At 75.4% G+C, this 20,672-nt stretch carries 19 protein-coding genes, 1 tRNA gene, 1 other RNA gene and 1 pseudogene; 12 read left to right on the top strand and 10 right to left on the bottom strand.

The features are described from left to right. Positions 1-1,417, bottom strand: a pseudogene (locus tag AB6N24_RS18265) (hypothetical protein); the annotation flags it as partial. 381 nt (positions 1,418-1,798) lie between these two features. Further along, positions 1,799-1,895: signal recognition particle sRNA small type (gene ffs / locus AB6N24_RS18260), an RNA gene on the bottom strand. Between the two features lie 94 nt (positions 1,896-1,989). Between ffs and AB6N24_RS18255 the strand changes: the two genes are divergently transcribed. Further along, complete coding sequence (locus AB6N24_RS18255; RefSeq protein WP_412870808.1) at positions 1,990-3,000, top strand: FAD:protein FMN transferase; 1,011 nt, start codon at positions 1,990-1,992, stop codon at positions 2,998-3,000. Positions 3,001-3,135: 135 nt separating this feature from the next. Here the strand turns inward: AB6N24_RS18255 and AB6N24_RS18250 are convergent, their stop codons facing one another. Beyond that, on the bottom strand, positions 3,136-4,635 hold the full coding sequence (locus tag AB6N24_RS18250; RefSeq protein WP_412870807.1) for a DUF4232 domain-containing protein: 1,500 nt from the start codon (positions 4,633-4,635) through the stop codon (positions 3,136-3,138). A gap of 99 nt (positions 4,636-4,734) precedes the next feature. Next, positions 4,735-5,046 carry a hypothetical protein gene (locus AB6N24_RS18245; protein ID WP_412870806.1) on the bottom strand — a complete coding sequence of 104 codons (312 nt, stop codon included), beginning with the start codon at positions 5,044-5,046 and terminating at the stop codon, positions 4,735-4,737. 20 nt (positions 5,047-5,066) lie between these two features. Between AB6N24_RS18245 and AB6N24_RS18240 the strand changes: the two genes are divergently transcribed. After that, positions 5,067-5,561, top strand: a complete 495-nt coding sequence (locus AB6N24_RS18240; RefSeq protein WP_412870805.1) for a hypothetical protein — start codon at positions 5,067-5,069, stop codon at positions 5,559-5,561. Between the two features lie 88 nt (positions 5,562-5,649). Here AB6N24_RS18240 and AB6N24_RS18235 read toward each other — a convergent pair whose 3' ends face one another. From AB6N24_RS18235 to AB6N24_RS18225, 3 genes are all read right to left on the bottom strand, one after another. Further along, positions 5,650-6,570, bottom strand: a complete 921-nt coding sequence (locus AB6N24_RS18235; protein ID WP_412870804.1) for a cation efflux transmembrane domain-containing protein — start codon at positions 6,568-6,570, stop codon at positions 5,650-5,652. A gap of 117 nt (positions 6,571-6,687) precedes the next feature. Continuing rightward, positions 6,688-7,461: a class I SAM-dependent methyltransferase gene (locus AB6N24_RS18230; RefSeq protein WP_412870803.1), complete on the bottom strand. Its 774-nt coding sequence runs from the start codon at positions 7,459-7,461 to the stop codon at positions 6,688-6,690. After that, positions 7,461-8,519, bottom strand: coding sequence for an NAD(P)/FAD-dependent oxidoreductase (locus AB6N24_RS18225; protein WP_412870802.1), 1,059 nt, complete (start codon positions 8,517-8,519; stop codon positions 7,461-7,463). Before AB6N24_RS18225 ends, AB6N24_RS18230 begins: the two co-directional genes overlap by 1 nt. Positions 8,520-8,584: 65 nt before the next feature. On the opposite strand from AB6N24_RS18225, the gene AB6N24_RS18220 reads away from it, so the two are divergent. The 3 genes from AB6N24_RS18220 (at position 8,585) to AB6N24_RS18210 (ending at position 10,319) form a co-directional block, all read left to right on the top strand. Next, complete coding sequence (locus AB6N24_RS18220) at positions 8,585-9,214, top strand: helix-turn-helix domain-containing protein (RefSeq protein ID WP_412870801.1); 630 nt, start codon at positions 8,585-8,587, stop codon at positions 9,212-9,214. 44 nt (positions 9,215-9,258) lie between these two features. Further along, positions 9,259-9,343: transfer RNA gene (locus AB6N24_RS18215), tRNA-Ser, on the top strand. 406 nt (positions 9,344-9,749) lie between these two features. After that, the gene (locus AB6N24_RS18210) at positions 9,750-10,319 is read left to right on the top strand and encodes a DUF1269 domain-containing protein (RefSeq protein WP_412870800.1); all 570 of its coding nucleotides are present in this window, start codon (positions 9,750-9,752) and stop codon (positions 10,317-10,319) included. Positions 10,320-10,541: 222 nt separating this feature from the next. On the opposite strand, the gene AB6N24_RS18205 is transcribed toward AB6N24_RS18210, so the two are convergent. Further along, entirely contained in the window at positions 10,542-11,468 is a 927-nt protein-coding gene (locus tag AB6N24_RS18205) for a nuclease-related domain-containing protein (RefSeq protein WP_412870799.1), read from the bottom strand. A 143-nt stretch (positions 11,469-11,611) separates the two neighbouring features. Here AB6N24_RS18205 and AB6N24_RS18200 point away from each other — a divergent pair, with 143 nt between their 5' ends. The 7 genes from AB6N24_RS18200 to AB6N24_RS18170 all read left to right on the top strand — a co-directional run bounded on the left by AB6N24_RS18200 (position 11,612) and on the right by AB6N24_RS18170 (position 16,083). Next, positions 11,612-12,160: a hypothetical protein gene (locus AB6N24_RS18200; protein WP_412870798.1), complete on the top strand. Its 549-nt coding sequence runs from the start codon at positions 11,612-11,614 to the stop codon at positions 12,158-12,160. Positions 12,161-12,305: 145 nt separating this feature from the next. Beyond that, complete coding sequence (locus AB6N24_RS18195; protein WP_412870797.1) at positions 12,306-12,659, top strand: ArsR/SmtB family transcription factor; 354 nt, start codon at positions 12,306-12,308, stop codon at positions 12,657-12,659. Next, positions 12,656-12,949, top strand: a complete 294-nt coding sequence (locus AB6N24_RS18190) for a hypothetical protein (protein WP_412870796.1) — start codon at positions 12,656-12,658, stop codon at positions 12,947-12,949. The genes AB6N24_RS18195 and AB6N24_RS18190 overlap by 4 nt, the downstream gene beginning before the upstream one ends. Next, positions 12,949-13,956 carry an NAD(P)-dependent alcohol dehydrogenase gene (locus tag AB6N24_RS18185; protein WP_412870795.1) on the top strand — a complete coding sequence of 336 codons (1,008 nt, stop codon included), beginning with the start codon at positions 12,949-12,951 and terminating at the stop codon, positions 13,954-13,956. Before AB6N24_RS18190 ends, AB6N24_RS18185 begins: the two co-directional genes overlap by 1 nt. Positions 13,957-14,041: 85 nt before the next feature. Next, positions 14,042-14,485: a ScoMcrA-related endonuclease gene (locus AB6N24_RS18180; RefSeq protein WP_412870794.1), complete on the top strand. Its 444-nt coding sequence runs from the start codon at positions 14,042-14,044 to the stop codon at positions 14,483-14,485. A gap of 238 nt (positions 14,486-14,723) precedes the next feature. Continuing rightward, positions 14,724-15,212 carry a septum formation family protein gene (locus AB6N24_RS18175; RefSeq protein WP_412870793.1) on the top strand — a complete coding sequence of 163 codons (489 nt, stop codon included), beginning with the start codon at positions 14,724-14,726 and terminating at the stop codon, positions 15,210-15,212. A 112-nt stretch (positions 15,213-15,324) separates the two neighbouring features. Continuing rightward, complete coding sequence (locus AB6N24_RS18170) at positions 15,325-16,083, top strand: class I SAM-dependent methyltransferase (protein WP_412870792.1); 759 nt, start codon at positions 15,325-15,327, stop codon at positions 16,081-16,083. Between the two features lie 81 nt (positions 16,084-16,164). Here the strand turns inward: AB6N24_RS18170 and AB6N24_RS18165 are convergent, their stop codons facing one another. Both AB6N24_RS18165 and AB6N24_RS18160 read right to left on the bottom strand, forming a co-directional pair. Then, positions 16,165-16,599, bottom strand: coding sequence for a hypothetical protein (locus AB6N24_RS18165; protein ID WP_412870791.1), 435 nt, complete (start codon positions 16,597-16,599; stop codon positions 16,165-16,167). Between the two features lie 187 nt (positions 16,600-16,786). After that, positions 16,787-20,227: a hypothetical protein gene (locus tag AB6N24_RS18160; protein WP_412870790.1), complete on the bottom strand. Its 3,441-nt coding sequence runs from the start codon at positions 20,225-20,227 to the stop codon at positions 16,787-16,789. Between the last annotated feature and the right edge of the window lie 445 nt (positions 20,228-20,672).

Raw genomic sequence — 20,672 nt, 5'->3', positions numbered from 1 at the left:
CCACGAGCGTGCGCCGCGGGCGGCCGGGCTGCGGCTCGACGCGGTCGGCGGCGCCGGCCCGCCGCCGGTCCCTGTGCCGTGCGCCCAGGTGCCGCGCGGTGCGCACGGGGTGCCGCACGGCCGACCACGCGGTCCGCGCGGAGCGCAGGCGCCGCGGGACGAGGCGGTCCAGCAGCCGCCCGGCCGCCCGGCGGACGGCGTGGTCGATCCGCGACCAGCTCAGCTGCACGCCGCCGAGCAGGAGCAGCACCCCGACCTGCACCCACACGACGACCGCGAGCACGCCCCCGAGCCCGGGGATCGGTCCGGTCACGTCCTCCGCGAGCCCGTCCACGGTCCGCGCGAACGACGCCGCAGCCAGACCGACGCCCGCGAGCGCGAGCACCTGGAGCGCGGTCGCGACGGAACCCTGGCGCCGGAGCGGTCGCTCGGTCCAGGCGACCCACCGAGTCGGGAGCGCCACGAGCAGTGCGCCCGCGACGACGACCAGCACGAGGCACACCGACGCCGACCACCACAGCGCGGAGTCCGCGCCGCCGCGCAGCACCGCGTCGCCGACCTGGTCCCGCACGGCCCACACGAGCAGCACCCCGACGGACGCCCACCCGACGCTCAGGTGCACGCACCGCAGGCGCTGCACCATCGGCTCCGCGTGCCACATGAGCGGCGAGAACAGCGTGGGCTGCTGCTCCACGCGGGAGGCCGGGTCCGGGGACGGGCTCGTCGCGGGGCCGGCCGCCGCTCTCGCGCCCGCGTGCGCACCGGACGTCGCGCTCGCACCGCCCGTACCCCGGGCTGCCCCCGGTGCGGTGAGGTCGGACGGCGACGCCGCCTCGTAGCGCAGGCTCACGCGGTGCGAGAGCCACGCGATCGCCGCGAGCACGACGACGGGCACGGCGGAGGCGACGGCGACGCGCGCGCCGCGCGACCACCCTTCGGCGAACGCGAGCCGGTCGCTGACCGCGGCGCACGCGACCCGGCCGCACTGCCACGCGACGAGGTCCATCGCGAGCAGCGCGGTCGCGAGCGTGACGACGACGGTGACCGTGAGCCCGAGCAGCCGCACGGACCCGCGCGAGGCGGCGGCCCGCGTCGCACCGGTGCGTGCGGACCTCGGCCGGGAGCCGGTCGCCGTGAAGGACCGGCTCGTCCACATCGCGAGGTTGACGAGCGCGAACGGCAGCATGACGACCCAGGCGGCCTGCGCGGCGAGCCCGGAGGTGAGCCGCCCCCAGCTCACCGCCTCGAGCACCCCGCCACCGGGCAGGTCGCGGGCGGTCGGCTCGGCGGCGCGCACGAAGCGCACGAGCGCGTCCCCCGCGACGTCCTCCACCTGCGTGGTGCCGAGCATGTCCTCGGGCGTCGTCCCGGAGACCCCGTGGATGCGGAGCTCGACGTAGGACGGGCGAACCGGCATGTCCTCAACCCCTCGGTCCGAGCGGCCGGTGCTGCGGCGGCGCCTCGTCGCGCACGCGCACCCGGTCGCGCACAGGGGCAGAGACCGGCGTGGCCCGCCTGATACGCGAGGGCGGTTCCGGACCTCGCGTCGACGGGACGGTTCCGCGACGGCCGAGGTCGGGCGATCAGGCGGCTGGCGTGGCAGCGGTCGCGACGGTGTGCGCGGCGTGGCAGCGGTCGCGACGGTGTGCGCGGCGTCGCAGCGGTCGCGACGGTGTGCGCGGCGTCGCAGCGGTCGCGAGCGGGTGCGCGGCGTCGCAGCGGTCGCGAGCGGGTGCGCGGGGCGACGACGGGTGGCGGCGCGGGTGCGCGGCGCGACGGCGGGTGGCGGCGCGGGACATGCAAGGACCCCCCGCACACCCGCCAGAGCTCACCTGCCCTTGCTGCCTTCCGGCCCTGGGGGGGTTCAGCGAGATGACGCCGCACGAGGGGTCGACGACAAGCCTAACGCAGTCCTTCGACCGCCCGATCCCCAGGTTGCTCCCAGGTTCACGCCAGGTTCGTCCCAGGGTGTCCGGGAAACGTCGAGGGATGACGACGACGACGAGCCGGACCGCCTCCCGCGCCCCTGCGACCGAGAGCCGCTCACGACTCGCGCTCGTCGCCGCCCCGAGCCCGACCGACGCCCGGGACGCGCGCGTCGAGCCGGGCGCCCGCGCGCTGGTCGTCGATCCGGCGGGGCACGGCGGCACTGAGCGGCGCGACTGGGTCCGCCAGGTCCTCGGCGTCACGGTCACGGTGCACGCGCGGGGCCCGGCGGCGCGGGGACCCGAGGCCGACGGGGCCGCGCGCTCGCTGTTCGCGGAGCTGTCCGCCGTCGAGCGGCTCGTGGGCGCGGGCCGCCCGACCTCCGAGCTGAGCCGGCTCGCGCGGGGCGAGCTGTCGCTCGCCGAGGCGAACCCTGTGCTGCGCGAGCTCCACGAGACCTGCGTCGCCGCGCACGTGCGCACCGAGGGCGCGGTCGACGCCTGGGCCGGGGCTGCGGGCGCCGACGGACGGTTCGCGCCGGGGGCGCTCGTCACGACGTGGGCGCTGGACCGCGCGGCCCGGCACCTCGACGGCGTCCCGGGGGTCGCGTTCGCGGTCGAGGCGGGGGGCGACCTGCTGCTGCGCGGCGAGCACCCGCCGGACGACACCACCGGGCCCGCGGCGTCCGGTCCTGCCGACGCCGTCCCCGGGCGGGCGACCCGCTCGAGCGACGGAGCGGGCCCCGCGCTGCTCGACGCCGAGCCGTGGCACGTCGAGATCGAGCACCCGCGCGACCGCCGGCTCGTGCTCGCGACCCTCCCGGTGCACGACGGCGGCGTCGCGACCGCGGTGAGCGGCGACGCCGACGTGGTCGACCTGCGGTCGGGGATCGCCGAGCCGACGGTCGTCGCGGCGACCGTCGTGGGGTCCTCGCTCGTGTGGTCCGACGTGTGGGCCCGCGCCGCCGTCGCGCACGGGACGTCGGCCGTCGAGTGGGTCGCGACGTTGCGCGGCACGCGCGGGCTCCTCGTGCTCGCCGACGGGACGGTGCACCGCTGGCACACGCCGGGGTGAGTCCTGCGCGGCCCGCCCGAGGAGGTGCGCGGCCGCTGCGAGGCCGTGCGCGGACGTGCGAGGAGACGCGCGGCCGCTCCGAGGCGGTGCACGCCCGGCGCGGGGGACCGCCCAGCCCTCCCGGTCCGGCGGCTCCTAGCCCCACGTCCCGGTGCCGGCGTCCCACGGCCACACGTCGACCACGGCGCCGTCGACCAGGTCGAGCCAGTCCGCCGTCCCGCCGGGGTCGGTGACCGGGAGGTCGACGACCTCGCCGCCCGGGACGGCCGTGACCAGCACGTGCGCCGCGGGGTCGCTGTACGGCCCGATCGACGTCATCCCCCACTCGAGGCCCGTGCGGACGTCGGCGCCCGGCGGCACGACGACGCGCCGCACCGGGGTCACGGCGTCAGCCCGCGGCACGATCGTCACGTCCTCGACCGGGTCGCCCGACCTGCCACGGAAGCCCAGCCCGGGCATCCCCTCGACGGCGCACGGCCGCCCGGAGACGTTCGTCGCGACGAGCTGGAGGAAGCGCGCGCCCGTCGCGGCGTCCCGCCAGCCGAGCCGCACGTCGAGGTCGGCACCCGCGCACGCCGGGGCCGCCGGGTCGTCCGGGTACGACGACGGGCTCGGCGCCGCCGACGTGCCCGCGGCCGGGTCGTCGGGCACGGCCGGCACCGACGGCTCGCCCGGCACCGGCTCGGCGGACCGCTCAGGCTCGACGCCGCCCACGTACCCGGACGACGTGCGCCCGGGCGAGCGCAGGTCGTAGGACACCGTCCGGCCCGAGCTGAGCGCCCGGTCGGGCGCGCGCAACCAGCGGTCGACCCGGTCGACCGCCGCGTCGTCGGCGACCTCGACCGACAGCGACGCCCCGAGGAGGTCGCCCTGGTCGGCGAGCGCGACCCACCTCACGGACGGCACGAGCTCGACGGCCGAGGCGAGCTCGACGAACGGGTCCGCGAGCGCCTCCTGGGGGAAGACGACACGGACGTCGCCCCGCGCGTCGTCGGTCGTGACACGGACGAGCTCGAGCCCCTCGCGGGCGGCGGCGGACGCCACCCCGGCGGCGTGCGCCACGCGGACCACGACGACGTCCGCGTCCTCGTCCGCGACGCGCACCCGCCGCACGCCGTCACGGTCGGCCAGTGCCCGCGCCGCACGCACGGCCTCCCCGGCGTCCGTGGTCCCCGTGAGCCGCACCTCGGTCGCCCGCGCGTCGGCACCGGTGCGCAGCCACATGTCCCACGCGAGCGCGGACGTCGGTGTGCGCGCGGCGGCCCGCTCCCGGACGGTGTCGACGCGCTCGGCGAGGTCGACCGCCTCGGGGGTCGTCAGGGTGGTGTGCGGCTCGACCGTGAGCGTCGCGAGCCACGCGCCCGGCTCGCGCGCGGCCTCCTCGTCGATTCCGTCGGGCGCGAGGGCGTCGAACGGCGGGCCGTCACCGGGTCGGGTGAGCCGCACGGCTGCGTGCGCGACCCCCGGCAGCGCGCGGAGCTCGGCGAGCACCTGCGCGACGGGACGGGTCACGGCGGACGGCGGACGGCGCCCCTCGACGACGGCCGCCGTCAGGAGGAGCGCGAGCACCGTGAGCGCGCCGAACCGCCAGACCAGGGAGGGCCGTCGTCGGGCGGGGGTCGCGGGCGAGGGCATGCCCGGACGCTAGCCAGCGGCGTCCGGGCGCCGCGCGCAGTCGGCAGGACCCGCGCGCGGCCTGCACGGAACCTCACGCGGAGCTCTGCGGGGGCCGGCTCAGCGGTCGATGGTCGCCATGTTGGACTCGTCGTGCCGGTCCCCGGCGGCGGGCTGGAGGCCGTCCAGGCGCCGGAGCTGGTCGGGGGTGAGCTCGACGGCGTCGGCGGCGGTGTTCTCCTCGACCCGGGCGACGCGTCGGGTGCCGGGGATGGGGGCGACGTCCTCGCGCGGCGCACGTCGAGGAGGAGAGCCCTGCCCGCGGCAGCGCTGCCCGTTGAGGCACCAGGGCCGCAGCGCCCGACGCCGCTCGGCGCCCCCCGTGGTGGGATCGGTCTCGGTGGGACCGGGCAGAGCGGCCCGGTCGCTCACCGACCACCGAGGGGGCTGACGTGTCGGAGCTGACGAGCGTGCTGAAGGAGAAGCAGCGCGACCTGGTGCGGGAGACCGAGCCCGACCGCCTCGCCGCACTCGACGAGGACGAGCTGATCGCCCTCCACTCACGCGTGCGCCGGGCCCGCCGCAAGCACCAGAAGAACTACCGCCGCAAGGCGAGCGCCGGCGTCGAGGAGCACGGGGGCCGCGGCATGTCGCGGCCCAGGAACGCGCGGGCGCGGCAGCGGGCCGAGGTGTTCGAGGACGCGCTGGCCCGGGTGAGCGGTGCGCTCGAGGTGCGCGCGAGGAAGGCGGCCGAGGAGCTGCGGGACCAGCGCCTCGCCGACGCCCGGGCGAACCGCTCGACGGGCCCGGGGACGGCACCGTCCGCCGGCGCCCCGACCGGCAGCGGCACGGCGCGCGAGCACCAGCCCACGACCGGTGACCTCAAGCGCGACGCCTCGTCGCTCGCGGCCGGCGCCCGGCGACAGGCGGCACGCGACAGCCGGTGACCGCGGGGGCGGTGGCCCCCCACGGGCGGAGGGTCCGCGTCCCGAGCGTGCACCTCAGACCGTGGAAGGCACGGCCGAGGCGCGGTCGTCAGCGGGCGAGCGCCGGGTCCGTGGTGAGCTCGACGTTCGCCCACAGCTCGTACCCGAGCTCCTCGAGCGCCCCGATCAGCGAGCGGCGGACCCGGTCCTCCCCTTCGACGTCCCACGTCCCCTCGGCGACCACGAAGTCGATCTCGACGTAGAGCCGCTCGCCGAGCTTCGTCGCGCGCACGAACGGCTCGGGCAGTGCGAACTCGGCCCGGGCCCGGGCGACGGCATCGGCGAGCGCCGCACGCACAGGCTCGGGCGGCGCCGCCTCGAGGAGCTCGAGACCGGCGTCGCGCAGCAGGCGCAGGGGGATCGGCGCGAGGACGAGGCACGCGAGCAGGACGAGCCCCGGGTCGACGTAGCGCACGACCGCGTCGAGCGCCCAGCGACTCAGCAGCAGGGCCAACGCCGCCCCGACCGCGTACACCAGGCTCAGGACGGTTCCGGCACGCCACTGGGCGACCTCGGCAGCCACCAGGTCGGAACCCGTCGCGCCCCGTCCGAGCCATCTGCCGACGGCGAACGAGCAGGTCATCGTGAGGAGCCCGTACGCGACGACCGTCCCCGCAGCGACGTCCGAGCCGCCGCCGACGATGATCGCGACCGCGTCAGCGGCCGCGAAGAGCAGCGTGCCGAGCAGTGCCGCCCCCTGGACGGCGATGGCGAGCGGGGTCACCGCGCGCTTGCCGAACGGGAAGCGCGCGGTGGGCCCGGACGACGCCTCTCTCGAGGCCACGAGCGAGAGCGCCGACAGCACGATCCCGAGCAGCACGAACACGCCGTCGAAGATCAGGACCCGCGACTGTGCGGCCACGCCCCACACCACGGCGGCCGTACCCAGCACCGCGGCGGCCGCGATGGACCGGACGAGCGTCCGACGCTCGTCCGCGGCACCCGCGGCCGCGCCACCGCTCGTGCTCACGAGCTGGCCATCTCGGTCTGGTCCGATCGCACGGGTCCGCCTCTCCTGGTCCGTCGACTGCAGCAGCCCAGGTCTACCGGAGCGGGCCCGCCTGCGGACAGGGCGCCGCCCCGTGGATCACCGGCGGCGTGCCCGGGTGACCGCGTCGTGGATGCGGACGGTCCGGCCCTCGGCGTCGGTGGCGTCGCGCGGGCGGGCCTCGGCGACCTCGACCGTCCACGCCGCCGGGTCGAGCGCCGCCGCGACGTCCTCGGCGGCCCAGAACATGTGCGGCACGTTGGGTCGGCCGATCGTCGTGTCCAGGTCCGACACGTCGTGCCCGACGTAGAGCAGCGTGCCGCCCGGCGCCACAGCGTCCGCGAGCGCCGCGAGCACGCCCTCGCGGGTGCCGGCGGGCAGGTGCACGAAGTGCGCGGTCACGAGGTCGAACTCTCCTGCGGGCGGCGTCCACGCCGTGAGGTCCGCCTCCTGCCAGACGATGCGGCCGGCGACCTCGGGCCCCTGCTCCGCGGCATGCTCGGCGGCGCGGACGAGCGCGGTCGGCGAGAGGTCGACGGCCAGCACCTGCCAGCCACGCTCGGCGAGCCACAGGGCGTCGGCCCCCTCGCCGCAGCCGACGTCGAGCGCGCGGCCCGGCGGCAGCGCGGCGGTGTCGGTGACGAGGTGCGCGTTGGGGCGGCGGCTCCAGACGCGCGGCATCGAGCGGTAGCGGTTCTCCCAGAAGTCGGCGTCGAAGACGGGGACGTCGTCGTCGGGCCCGGCGTGGGTGTGGGCGTGACCGTGCGGCGCCGGGGCCGAGGTCTCGCGAGCCTCCGGCGCGTCGTCGGGCACGGCGTGGGCCCCGTGGTGGTGCGCCGGGTCGTGGTCGCCTGCGGGGTGCTGCGTCGTCATCAGGCCACCCCCAGCCCACGGAGACCCGCACCGGTCCGGCGGTCGTCGAGCTCGCGCTCGGCCTGTGCGGAGAACGGCTCGCGGCGCTGCGCGACGGCGGCCTGCGTGTCGGCCGCGACGAGGGCGAAGTTCACGGCCGCGCCGGTGCGCACGCCGTCGGCCGCGGCGACGATCACCTGGGCCGCCACGTCGGCGGTGTTGCCCGCGACCCACAGGCCCGGGACGTCCGTCGCACCCATCGGACCGGTCGGGACGCGCGAGCCGACGACCGTCCCCTGCATCTCGACGTCCTCGGTCGCCACGCCGAGACGCGCGAGGAGGTCGGCGTTCGCGTGCATCCGCGAGGGGACGACGAGCGCGTCGACGGGAAGGACCTGCCCGCTCGCGAGCCGCACGCCGGTGAGCCGGTCGTCGGCGACCTCGAGCCGCTCGACCGCGCCCTCGACGACGCGGACGCCGCGCGCCGCGAGCTCCTCCCACGCGGAGTCGGCGAGCTCGGTCAGCTCGTCGAGGAAGAGCGTCACGTCCGCGCTCCACTGCCGCCACAGCAGCGCCTGGTGCACCGAGAACGGGCCGCGCCCGAGGACGCCGATCGACTGGCCGCTGACCTCCCACCCGTGGCAGTAGGGGCAGTGCAGGACGTCGCGCCCCCACCGCTCGGCGACGCCGGGGACGTCGGGCAGCCGGTCGGTGAGGCCGGTGGCGACGACGAGCTGGCGCGAGCGGAGGGTGCGGCCGTCGTCGAGCGTCACGGTGAAGGTGCCGTCGTCGTGCCGCGCCGCGTCCACCGCGAGACCGCTCAGGACCGTGCCGCCGTAGCGGGCGACCTCGTCGCGCCCGATCGCGAGGACCTCGGCGGGGTTCATGCCGTCGCGCGAGAGGAAGTTGTGCATGTGCGTCGCGGGGGCGTTGCGCGGGTGGCCGGCGTCGACGACGACGACCGAGCGGTGCGCGCGGCCGAGCGTCACGGCGGCGCTCAGGCCGGCCGCTCCCCCGCCGATGACGAGCGCGTCGAGCAGGTCGCCCGACTCCTTGCTGGGACTCGTTCTCGTGTTCATGGGTCGACTGTCGCGCGCACGGCACCGTTTGACAACACTCCTTGCCGGAACAGCAAGATGGCGGCATGACGGACGACCTCGACCAGGTGCTCACCGGCGTCGGCCCCCGGCTCCGCGCCCAGAGGCTGCGCCGCGGCGTGACGCTCACCCAGCTCGCCGCCGCCACCGGGATCTCGCTCAGCACGCTCTCCCGGCTCGAGTCCGGCCAGCGCCGCCCGACCCTCGAGCTGCTCCTGCCGCTGGCCAAGGCCCACAACGTCGCGCTCGACGACCTCGTCGGCGCCCCGCCCACCGGCGACCCCCGCGTGCACGGCCGCCCGACCACCCACGGCTACCTCACGACCGTTCCCCTCAGCCGCCAGGCCAGCGGACCGCGCGCGTTCCAGCACCACATCGCCCCGCAGGACCCGCTCCCCCAGCCCGAGCCCAAGGTGCACGAGGGCTACGAGTGGATGTACGTGCTGCACGGCCGGCTGCGCGTCGTCCTCGGGGAGCACGACATCGTCCTCGAGGCCGGCGAGGTCGCCGAGTTCGACACCCGCACGCCGCACTGGTTCGGGCCCGCCGTCGTCGGGGAGCCCGTGGAGTTCCTGTCGCTGTTCGGGCGGCAGGGCGAGCGGATGCACGTGCGGGCGCGGCCCCGGCGGCGAGGCGGCGCGGGCGCATCCGGGACCGCCGACGCGGCTGGCGGGTGAGCCGTTCGGCAGCGGGCGCGACCTCCGGTATCCTCGTGCGGCCGGGAGGATTCGCCTAGTGGCCTATGGCGCACGCTTGGAAAGCGTGTTGGGTGAAAGCCCTCGGGGGTTCGAATCCCCCATCCTCCGCCGGTCGAAGGGCCCGCGACCTGCAGACATGCAGGTCACGGGCCCTTCGTCGTGCCGGCCGGCGCGGTTTCCGGTCGGGCGTGGTGGCAGCAGTTCGGCGTGGCGCACAGCACCACGAGAGGCTCGCTGCCCGCGAGCCAGCGCCGCAGCTCGAGCCGCCCGGCGTGAGGGATCGCGGTGCCGTTGCCTCGGCGCTCCCCCTAGCGGCCCCGCTGCTGTCCTAGTACTGCGCTGCCGACGCCGGACCACCACATCCGATCGTCGCCAGGGACCACCGCCCGAAACGGGTGATCCGCACGCGTGCACGTCGAGCGGAGAGTCGTCCCCGCACCAGTTCCACCACCCTCAGGTCGTCGTGGTGATCGTGGCTACGAGCCGCCTCCGGGCCAGACACCAGGAGCACCCCATGTCGGACAGCACCGCCAGCCCTTCCTCGCAGGACGCGCACGTCATCGCCGCGACCGACGGGGCCTACACCGTGCTCGTCGCCGACTTCGCGGACACCTCGACCGCGTGGGACGCCTACGAGGCGCTGAAGTCGGTCGAGGACGGGCGGACCGTCGCCATCGACGGAGTCGTCGTGGTGAAGCGCGAGGCCGACGGCACGCTCGAGATCCAGAAGGCGACCGACCACAGCACGCGTTCCGGGCTCAGGTGGGGCGTCGTCGGCGGCGTCGCCCTGGGCGTGATCTTCCCGCCCTCGATCCTCGGCAGTGCCGCAGCGCTGGGAGCCACCGGGGCAGCGGCCGGCAAGCTCCGTCAGCTGCACCACCGCAGCGAGCTCGCAGACGAGCTCGAGGACTCGATCGCACGGGGCCACTCGGGGATCCTCGCGCTCGTCTCCGATCCCGGCGCCGTCGAGATCCGCAAGGCACTCGCCAAGGCCGACGCCATCGTCGAGGGCGCGATCGACGACGTCGCCGCGCGAGACATCAAGGCCGCGGCGAAGGAGCTCTCGGACGACAGCTCCTCGTAGCCGACCACCCGCTGACGCGAGGCCGATGAGGTCCCGGTAGGTCGAGTGGCCGACGCCCGACTCCGAGGGGTACGGCTGTCTCGAGTTCGTCGCCGTCGACGGAGAACAGCCGGTTCGCCGGGAACGTCTCCTGGGTGCAGATCGTCCTGGGAACGGACGACCACGACCCACGTCATCGACCCCGAGGAACGCCTCCGCATCGCCACGGCTCGGCAACAGCGGTCAAGCCTGCCCTGCCGCGCGACGCCCACCGTCCGTGGGCGGCTGCCATGTCGACCTCCACCGCGCGGCGTCGTAGACAGCGTCGACCTGCTCCGCCGTCAGCACCGGCGGCAGCTTCCGCAAGGACGGGAACGCCTTCGTCGCCCGGTAGACCAGTACGTCGCCCGGGTGCTCGCGGATCGTCAGAGACCCCGATCCGAGACGGAACACCAGCACCGACGTCGCCGCGACGGGAAAGCCGACGGCTGCGCTGAGCAGCCTTGCCGCGCGTGCGGCCTCGTGCCGGGAGTTCCGGAGGTACGGCACGGGCTGGTTCTTCACGCGGACCTGCTTCGACACCACCCACACGTTCGCCCCGGGATGGTGCTTGGAGTTGACGGTGAAGACTCCGGGAGGGCCGACCAGCACGTGATCGATGTCCGAGTCGCCCGCGCCGACCGGGACCGCGTGCAGGACCCGCCACCCGTGCGGCACGAGGCGCTCGAGCTCCCGACCGATGGACTCCTCCGCGTCGGCCCCGATGCGCCAGGCGCGCTCGTCCGTGTGCACGTCGAACACCCGGCCGAGCCAGGTGCGGAACCGCCCGACCGCGGCCTTGCGCGCCGCGAGCTCGGTCACCGCCCGCGCCCGGGCCGCATGGCCGGCCGGGTGGAGGCTCAGGTCGTCGTCCAGCACGGGCGCTGCGGTGACCGGCTCCTCCGGTGCGGCCGTCGGCGGCGTCTTCTCCGACCGCTGCTCGGGGAACGCGATGCCGTCCCCGGCGAGCTCCGCCCACCGAGTCAGAACCCGGGCCGTGGTGCTGTCGGTGGGCACGAGAGTCCCGCTGACGTTGTCGCGGTACCCGACCTGGACACCGGTGGCCGCGTCGATCACGTAGGTGCGGTCCTTGCCGTAGGCGCGCCAGGCCTTCGTCTCGTATTCGCTCATGCAAGGGGATCGGCTCTCGGACGAGCCGTCTGTAGCGACACGGCGCCAGCACGCGCACCGGCGCGGCGGACCGCGTCCCGGCGTCCCGGCCGCCCACCCGATCAGCCCTAGCTCCAGCAGATCACAGCTGTGAAGCTGCGACCGTGGACATCCAGGTTGCTCGCTTCGTGCGCAGCGCCCTGACTCCCGACGAGGAGCTCGAGCTCGCGAGGGTCGACGTCCTCGCCGAGGAGCTCCGTCACCACCTCCAGGAGCATGCCGCCGACATCGACCTCGTGCACGTCTACCGGGCGCAGAGCAGCGCGGTGCAGCTCATCGTCTCGTCGCTGCTGAAGGAGCGGCTCGGGTTCGGCGAGGAGGTCGTCGTTCCCGAGAGCGAGGGCTACGTCACTCGTGCGCGCCCCGACTTCTTCTATGCGCTCGCCCCGAGCCGGGGCATCATCGCCGAGGTCGAGCGCGGCGGGACGACGACGAACAACCACGACCTGAAGGACCTCTGGAAGGCGCACATCTCGCCGAACGCGCACCACCTCTTCCTGGTCGTCCCGAACGCCAACTGGAACGAGGCCGGCTCGGCTCGAGAACGACCGTTCGCGAGCGTCCGCCGCCGCCTCGGCGCCTTCTTCGGCGAAGCGCGCCGGGAGGTCGACGTCGTGAGCCTGCACGTGTTCGGGTACGGCCGCAGCGCCTGATCGATGCAGCGCGCCGGCAGCGACCCCGGAGCCCTGCAGACCGCCCCGCACCTGGACGCCCACCGTCGTCGTCGGCGCCTTGCCTCGGCGCTTCGACCGCGCTACGTTCCACGTGTAAGGAACATCTGACACATGACGGAGCCCGATGACAGCATCCCCGCCCACCGGCGACGAGCTCGTCGCCGTGCTGTCCGCGCTCGCCAACCCGATCCGCCTGCGCGTCCTCGCCACGCTGACGACCACCGGTCGCGACTACGTCAGCCACCTGGCCCGCGAGATCGGCATCAGCCGCCCGCTCCTGCACATGCACCTGCAGCGGCTCGAGGCCGTCGGGCTCGTGGTCGGCACCCTCGAGCTCTCCGCCGACGGCAAGGCCATGAAGTTCTTCGAGGTCGCCGACTTCGCGCTCAGCCTGACCCCCGGGACGCTGGCCGTGGCCGCGTCGACCCTCACCCCGTCGGACCCCGCCGCGGGTCCCGCCCCGAAGGAGCCCACGTGACCCACCTGAGCCTCGCGCTGCCGGCGCCGAACCCCTGGCCGAACGTCGTCCTGACCCTCGGCATCGTCCTGTTCGTCTTCCTCCTCACGGCGGCCGTCATCGCATTCGTGTCCGAGAACCGGAAGATGAAGATCGACGCCGCCCGGGAGAACGACCTCCGCCAGCTCGTCGACCGGTACGAGCAGCTCGCCGAGAAGACGATGGACGCCCAGCAGCGCACCGCGGCGGACGTCGCTGAGCTCCGCAGCCGGACCACGTCGATCGAGCAGATCCTGCGGACGGTGGAGTGATGACCGCCGAGGGCCTTCCGCGCACGATGTCCGCGGTCACGCAGGACCGCTACGGGACGCCGTCCGAGGTGCTCGCGGTGCGCGACGTCCCGGTGCCGGCGCTCGGGCCGGGCGACGTGCTGGTGCGGGTGCGCGCGGCGGGCGTGAACCCCGCCGACGTGTTCCTGACGACCGGGCGCCCGGCGATGATGCGGCTCGTCCTCGGCCTGCGCCGCCCGAAGCCCGCGACGCGCGGCCAGGACGTCGCCGGCACCGTCGTGGCGGTCGGCGCGGACGTGTCGGCGTTCCGTCCCGGCGACGACGTGTACGGCGAGGGCGACTTCGGGAAGACGACGGGCTCGTACGCCGAGTACGCCCGGCTGCCGCACACCGTGCTCGCCCCGAAGCCGGAGCGGCTGACGTTCGCCCAGGCCGGTGCCGTCCCCATGGTCGGGCTGACCGCGCGGCGCGCGCTGCAGGTAGCCGAGGTCGGCCCCGGGCAGCGGGTGCTGGTGATCGGCGCGTCCGGTGGGGTCGGGCACGCCGCCGTGCAGCTCGCGGTGGCGCTCGGCGCCGACGTGACGGGGGTGTGCAGCACGCGCAACGTCGAGCTCGTGCGCGGGCTCGGCGCGTCGCACGTGGTCGACTACACGCGCGAGGAGGTCACCGACCGCCCCGAGCGGTACGACGTGATCCTCGACAACGTCGCGAGCACCCCGCTGCGGCGCCTGCGCCGGCTGCTGACGCCCCGCGGGACGCTGCTGATGAACAGCGGCCACGGCGGGCCCGTCCTCGGCCCGCTCCCCCGGATGGCGCGCGGCGCGGTGCTGTCGCTCGTCGGCGCGCACACGATCCGGCCGTTCACCATGTCCCCGACCACGGCCGACCTCGTCGCGCTGACCGAGCTGGTCGATGCCGGCGCGCTGACCCCGGTGGTCGAGCGGACCTACCCGCTGGCCGAGGCCGCCGCCGCGATCGAGCACGTCGCGGGCGGGCACGTCGCGGGGAAGGTCGTCGTCGTGGCCTGAGCCGGGTCCCGCGCACCGCGCACCCGGCGCACGACGGGGCGCGCGGTGTGCGGCGAGGTCGGGGCCCCGCTTAGGCTCCTTGTCCGTGGCCACCTTCTCCTCCGTGTCGCGGCAGCACGTCCTGCAGGCCCTCGCCGAGTACGACGAGCGCGGCGGCGACGCGTTCCTGAACCTCTACGGGTTCGCCCCGACGCCGGGGTACGCGCTGCTCCACGACGGGCGCCCCTACGACGCGACGGCGGTCCTCGGCGTCGCGCACCGGTTCGCCACCGGACGCCTCGCGACGCCCGACGCGTTCAGCAGCGGCATGGCCAACGCCGTCGCGATCCTGCGCAAGCGCGGCTTCGAGGTGACCGAACCGGCCGGCGTCGTCCGCGCGGCCCCCGTCAAGGCACCCCGGGCCCCGCGCACGTCGACGCCCCGCACGACCACGCCGCGGTCCACCGCCACCCGCGAGGCCGCCCCGGTCCTGTGCCCGACGTGCTCGATGGTCCTGCCGGCGACGGGCGTCTGCGACTACTGCAGCTGACGCCGGGCACGGACCCGGGGCGACCGCCGGACCCAGCGTCGACCCGCCCTCCCGCGCGGCCGACCCGACGCGAACGGCGTGCGGCGTACCGGCGACGCGCAGTTCACCCGCCCGCAGCCGAATCGTGACCAGAACACCGGGTGTGTCGCCGCACGGGCTCGCTAGCCTCGCGCGGGCGCGTCGATCGGTGCGCTCACCCCCGATCGAGAAGACGACGATGCGCACCCTCAGCCCCCGCGTGACCTCCACCCTCCTGCTCGCCGCGGCGCTCGTCGGCCTCACCGGCTGCGCCCTGCTGGAGCCCGCGGCCGACCCGGCCGTCCGCGACGAGGCGTCCGGGGAGATCGTCGAGTCGAGCGAGGCGGACGTCTTCTCGCTGAAGGTCGGCGACTGCCTCAACCAGACCGTCACCGAGGAGGTCGAGGAGGTCTCCTCCGTGCCGACCGTCCCCTGCGGCGAGCCGCACGACAGCGAGGCGTACGCGCGCACGGACCTGCCCGAGGGCGACTACCCGGGTGACGAGGCGGTCGCCGAGGCAGCCGACTCCTTCTGCTACGACGAGTTCGCGACGTTCGTGGGCATGTCCTACGACGAGTCCGTCCTCGAGCTGGCGTCGTTCTTCCCGACGCAGGTCTCGTGGGACCAGAACGAGGACCGCGAGATCCTGTGCTTCGTCTCCTCGCCGGACGGCCAGGTCACCGGCACGCTCGCGGGCGCCCAGCGCTGACCCCGCCCCGGCGTCCCCCAACGCACGTGCGTGGGACGCCAGCACGAGAGCCCGACGGCGCCGTGCACGCATCGGCACGTGGCACCGCGGCACGGGGCCCTAACCTCGAGAGGTGACCTTCCACGTCGCCGCCGACGCCTACGACCGGTTCATGGGCCGCTTCTCCGGGCCGCTGGCCGCGCGCTTCGCCGACTGGGCGGGCGTCCGGGCCGGGATGCGCGCCCTCGACGTCGGCTGCGGCCCGGGGGCGCTCACCGCCGAGCTCGTCGAGCGCCTCGGTGCCGGCGCGGTGCACGCGGTCGAGCCCTCACCGCCGTTCGTCGAGGCCGTCCGCGCGCGGCTCCCCGGCGTCGACGTGCGCGCGGCGTCCGCCGAGGACCTCCCCCTCGACGACGACACGGTCGACGCAGCGCTGGCCCAGCTCGTCGTCCACTTCCTGACCGACCCGGTCCGCGGCCTGCGCGAGATGGCGCGCGTGACCCGGCCCGGTGGCGTCGTCGCGGCGTGCGTGTGGGACCACGCAGGCGGGGGCAGCCCGCTCGCGACGTTCTGGGGTGCCGTCCACGAGCTCACGCCCGCGGCGCGCGACGAGTCCGGGCTCGCCGGCGCGCGCGCCGGGCACCTCGCCGAGCTGTTCGCCGCGGCGGGGATCGCCGACGTCGAGTCGTCGTGCCTGAGCGTCACGGTGCCGTTCGCGTCGTTCGACGACTGGTGGGAGCCGTTCACGCTCGGGGTCGGGCCCGCCGGGGCGCACGTCGCGAGCCTCGACGCCGACGGCCGCGCCGCGCTGCGTGACCGGTGCGCGGCGCTCCTGCCGACGGCACCGTTCGAGGTCTGCGCGTCGGCGTGGAGCGCACGCGGCCGGGTCTGAGGCCGCGCACCCGGTCGGGCCTGCGGTCCTCGCACAGGGCACCCGTGCTCGGCGCGGCCCGCCGGACCCGTCGGCGCCCGACTACGTCCGCAGCGGACCGCGCGTGAGCCGGTCCCGGGCCCGGTCCGCGAGGTCGCGCGCGAGCACCCGGATCTCCTCCGGGGGCGGCGGGCGGCCACTGATGTCCTGGGCGCTGACGTGCGGGCTGAGCAGCCGCAGCAGGTCGTACGCCCGCGAGCCCGTCTCCGCGTCGCCGAACGCCGTGATGCGGGCGGCCGTCCGCGCCATCTCGACGGTGCGGGGCCGCTCGTACTTGTCGGGCGCGCCGACGATGTACCAGTGCTCGACCCACGCGGTCCAGGACACCAGGTCGACGTAGGCCCGCGCACCGTCCTCCCACCGCCGCACGTGCAGCTCGCGACGGAGGGTCTCGCGCTGCGTCACCACGACGCCGAGGAACGTCCCCGTCGCGCCGATCAGCGCTCCGACGACCGCCCACGCCGCGCCCAGATCCACCGCACCAGCGTGCGCTCGCCGCAGGGACGTGCGGGGGCGCGTCCGCGAGCTCCGCACGATGGGGCGCCCCTGCGCGCGGCCGCCGGGGCCGAGGTCCGGACGCCCGACGCGGTGGGTGGACCGTCAGCGTCGGGGGCCGGACCAGCGCCCGACGCGGTGGGGGGTCCCGCCGCGTCGGGCGACCCGGTCAGGCGGCCGGCCCCGGCGTCTCGACCGTGATCCGCACGACCTCGCCGGTGCGCCGGAACACCTCGGCGCTCAGCCCGGCGTCGAGCGCCGCGTCGGGCAGCGTGACCGTCGACCCGTCGGCCCGCGCGACCGTCACGGTCGTCGGCGCACCGGCGGCAGCCCGGCGGTACACGACCGGCACCTGGCAGAACGTGAACGCGAGTGACCCCGCGGGCAGCTCGACGTGCTGCGTCGCGCCGGTGACGTCGAGGTGGCGGAACGTCGCCGGGGCGCTCGTCCACTCCTCGGCGCGCAGCAGCACCGGCCGGAACACGACCCGGCCGTCCTCGACGCGCAGCCCGAGCTCGCCGAGGCGCGTGAGCACCTCCTCCTTGACCTGCCCGGTCATGCCGGGCTGGCGGGCGCCCTTGCCGGCCGGGGTGTGCGAGTACGGGTCGATCGGGAACGCGCCGTACACCTCCGGGGTCTTGCAGTACCCGAGCCCGCGACGCACGTCCTCGTAGATCTCCGCGAGCCGGCGCACGACGCCCGCGTCCGCGCCCTCCGCCACCGCGCGGTCGTGGTTCTCCTGCACCGCCAGCAGCAGCTTGGAGACCATGTGCCAGTAGATCGAGCCGAGCCCCTCGTACGCGAAGAAGGTGCCGGACCGGCCCGTGAACTCGGCGTGGTGGAACACGTCCTCGAACAGCCCGAGCAGCGCCGCCCGGTCCTCCTCGGACACGTCGACCGCGACCCGGTCGAGCGCCGCCGCGACGTCGCCCGCGTTGTGGATGTCGGGCGCGAAGTGCACGTCGCCCGCCACGTCGCGCAGCACGACCGAGCGGTCCCCCGCCGCGACGAGCCGCTCGACCAGCGGCACCCGGGAGGCGTCCGCCGCGGCCACGGTGTTCCGGTCGAGGAAGCTCGGCAGTTCCTTGTCGGGGTAGAGGATGTAGCTGTGCTGGTCCGCCCGGTACAGCGCGGACCGCCGCAGCCCGTCGAGCAGCTCGACCGCCTCGGCCGGGCTCAGCACCCCGGAGGACAGCACCGCGACCTGCCCCTCGAGCATCTCGCTGAGCCGCCGCACCCCGGCGCCGTCCGCGCGCAGGTCGAGCAGGTTGTAGGAGTGGGACAGCGCGTCGGCGCGCCGGTTGGCCCGCAGCCCGGAGTCGACGTAGCGCTGCGCGACGTCGAGGAGCGCGGTCACGTCCACCGCGTCGACCGGGGTCACCGCGCCGCTGAACCCGTCGTACACGCGTGCCCGGTAGGCGGTGCCCGCGGCGCCGAGCTCGTCCATGACCGCGAGGCGGGCCGCGTCGTCGAAGCCGGTCTCGGTGCCGCGGGCGTGCCGCGCGAGGGCGTCGTGCACGTCCGCGAGCAGCGCGCGCAGCTCGCTGGTCACCGTCACGTCGGAGGTGAGCAGGTCGCGGAGCACGTCGAGGTAGCGCCGCACGTAGGCGAGCGTCACGACCGACAGCCCGCGCCCGACGAGCGCGTTGTTCGCGTCGTTCCACTCGGGGCGCTGGGTGTTCATCCAGATCCCGCCCTCGGGCACGAGGTTGACGAGCTTCGCGGCGAGCAGCAGCAGCAGCTTCTCGGCGAGCGTCACGCGCACGAGCTCGCCGTCGGGCCCGTGCACGAGCCGCCCGTCGGCGCCCTCACGCTCGACCCGGCGCTCGATGGCCGCCTGCGCGGCGTCGTCGAACGCGATCGTGTCGTACGGGTCCTCCAGGGTCTTCGCGTACGACGCGATCCGGTACGGCACGTCGGCGTGCGTGAAGACCGCGCGGTCGACGAGCGCGTCGAGCCGCCCGGGGTGGAAGCGCCGGGACGTCTCGAGGAGCTTGAGCAGGTAGACGACCTGGTGGTCGCTCCAGTACCCGATGTTGGCCCACGGGTTCTCGGGCTCGGGGACCTCCCAGTCGATGCCCTGGCGCGAGATCCGGTACGGGTTGTAGCCGTCGGCGGTGGTCGCGTCGAGGAACACCGTGACCATCGACTCGACGTACTCCGGGAACGACCAGGCGAGGGCCTCCCAGTTCTGGAAGATGTCGCGCCAGTTGCCCTGGAAGTCCACGCGAGTGCGGCCGTCGGCGTCGCGCAGCGCGATCCGGAACTTGTTCCAGGGACGGCTCGGGTCGCCGTGGCGGCGGCTGAACATGAGGGGCAGGTACTCGCGCGCGAGCCGGCCGAGGTCCGCGTCGCCGTGGGAGTCCGCGAGCGCGACGAGCGTGTCGATGCCGAAGCGCTCGGGGAGGTCCGCGAGCAGGTCCGCGCAGCGCTCGGCGGTCCGCGGGCTGCGCTCGGCGACGAAGCGGCGCACGTCCTCGGCCTCGGCGGTGTAGCCGTCGACGGGCACGCCGCCGCGCATGGTGTTGAACAGGACGTTGGCGCTGTGGTGCGCGGCGGCGAGCTCGTCGCCCGTGAGCTGCGCGGCGTCGGCCGTCGCGAGCAGGGCCTCGAGCGCGGTGCGGGTCTCCTCGACGTCGGTGGCGAGGCGCTGCGCGACGGCGGCCGGCTCGGCGAGCTCGGTGCGCAGCGCGACGACGTCGGCGGCGCTGTGCTCGACGTCGGCGACGACCTGCCAGCGACGCGTCTCCCCGGGCGCGAGCGTGAGCCCGGTCCGCACGAGGTAGGCGCCGCGCTCGCCGCGCACGTCGACCTCGCCGTGCACGGGCTGCCCGGCGGCGAACGCCCGCAGCTGGCGCGTCGAGACGAGGCGGTCGGCGGCCTCGAGGCCCAGGGACCACGCGACGTTCGCGCGCAGCGACTCGCTGGGCTCGGACTTGTCGGTGAGCTTCGAGTTCAGGTACAGGATGCCGAGGCCCGTCGCGCCGTCGACCTCGCTGCGCTTGTACGCGTCGAGCAGCGAGCTGAGCTCGTTCTGGACCTGGACGGTCGCACCCGCGGGAAGCAGGTTGACGAACCCGTCGACCGCCTCGATCTCGACCGGCTCGTCCGACGTCGAGGTGAGCTCGACCGTGCGCACGACGCCGTAGCGGGCGCTGGTCTGCCACGTGACGCGCACGCGCAGACCGAGGTCGGGGCGGACCTCCTCGAAGACGAGGGTCGTGCCGAGGTAGTCCTTGGACAGCGTGCGCCGGGCCGCGGGGTCGCCCGGGCGCGTCTCGGCGAAGGGCTGCCAGACGGTCGTGGCCCCGTCGGGACCGGTGACGCGGAGCAGCGTGAGCCCGCCCGTGCGGCCGGCGCCCTCGGCGACCTTGTCCTCGGTGTAGTACGGGAACAGCGCGTGCTCGGCCTCGACGCGGCCGGCGGTCAGGCCGCCGCTGCTCGAGATGAAGACCCACAGGTCGCTCGCGCCGACGAGCGTCATGAAGAACGGCGGGATCTGGTCGTACGCGGTGATCTGGTAGAACGGCCGGCCCTCGATGTCGAGGGTCCGTCCGGTGACCGGGCCGGCGTCGGTGGCGGACAGGGGTGCGGCGACCTGCAGGGACATGCGGGTTCCTTGCGTCGGGTGGTGCGGCGGACTCGTCGGGCGCACGTCCTCGCGGTCCGCGACCGTGCGGACCGGATCTGAGAGAGCGCTCTCACGCCAGCGTGTCATGCCGGTGCCCGTGCGGGCAAGGACCCGACCCGGGACCTCGGGAGCGCCGGCGCGCCCGAGGAGCCGGACCTGCGGGCGGACCCGACGGGTCGCGCCGCCCGCCGCGCATGAGAGAGGTCTCATCTACTTACTGACCGGACCGTGACCAGATCGTGACATTCTGCCGACCATCCCTGACCCCGACAGGAAGCCGCCACCGTGACCTCACGTAGCGCTGCACCCCTCCCCACCCGCACGTCCGCCGCCCGCCGCGCCGCCCTCGCCGGGCTGCTCCCCGGCGTCCTGGCCGCGACGCTGCTCACCGCACCGCCGGCCGCGTCGGCCCCCGGCGCCGCAC

It is taken from the genome of Cellulomonas jepli (assembly GCF_047229345.1).
In the GTDB taxonomy this organism is placed as follows: Bacteria; Actinomycetota; Actinomycetes; order Actinomycetales; family Cellulomonadaceae; genus Cellulomonas_A.
This window is presented reverse-complemented; position numbering and strand designations above follow the sequence as displayed.

Excerpts from the sequence above, each read along its gene's own strand:
- AB6N24_RS18255 (WP_412870808.1), top strand. The coding sequence starts at position 1,990 with ATGACGACGACGACGAGCCGGACCGCCTCCCGCGCCCCTGCGACCGAG.
- AB6N24_RS18250 (WP_412870807.1), bottom strand. The coding sequence starts at position 4,635 with ATGCCCTCGCCCGCGACCCCCGCCCGACGACGGCCCTCCCTGGTCTGG.
- AB6N24_RS18230 (WP_412870803.1), bottom strand. The coding sequence starts at position 7,461 with ATGACGACGCAGCACCCCGCAGGCGACCACGACCCGGCGCACCACCAC.
- AB6N24_RS18225 (WP_412870802.1), bottom strand. The coding sequence starts at position 8,519 with ATGAACACGAGAACGAGTCCCAGCAAGGAGTCGGGCGACCTGCTCGAC.
- AB6N24_RS18220 (WP_412870801.1), top strand. The coding sequence starts at position 8,585 with ATGACGGACGACCTCGACCAGGTGCTCACCGGCGTCGGCCCCCGGCTC.
- AB6N24_RS18210 (WP_412870800.1), top strand. The coding sequence starts at position 9,750 with ATGTCGGACAGCACCGCCAGCCCTTCCTCGCAGGACGCGCACGTCATC.
- AB6N24_RS18205 (WP_412870799.1), bottom strand. The coding sequence starts at position 11,468 with ATGAGCGAATACGAGACGAAGGCCTGGCGCGCCTACGGCAAGGACCGC.
- AB6N24_RS18195 (WP_412870797.1), top strand. The coding sequence starts at position 12,306 with ATGACAGCATCCCCGCCCACCGGCGACGAGCTCGTCGCCGTGCTGTCC.
- AB6N24_RS18185 (WP_412870795.1), top strand. The coding sequence starts at position 12,949 with ATGACCGCCGAGGGCCTTCCGCGCACGATGTCCGCGGTCACGCAGGAC.
- AB6N24_RS18160 (WP_412870790.1), bottom strand. The coding sequence starts at position 20,227 with ATGTCCCTGCAGGTCGCCGCACCCCTGTCCGCCACCGACGCCGGCCCG.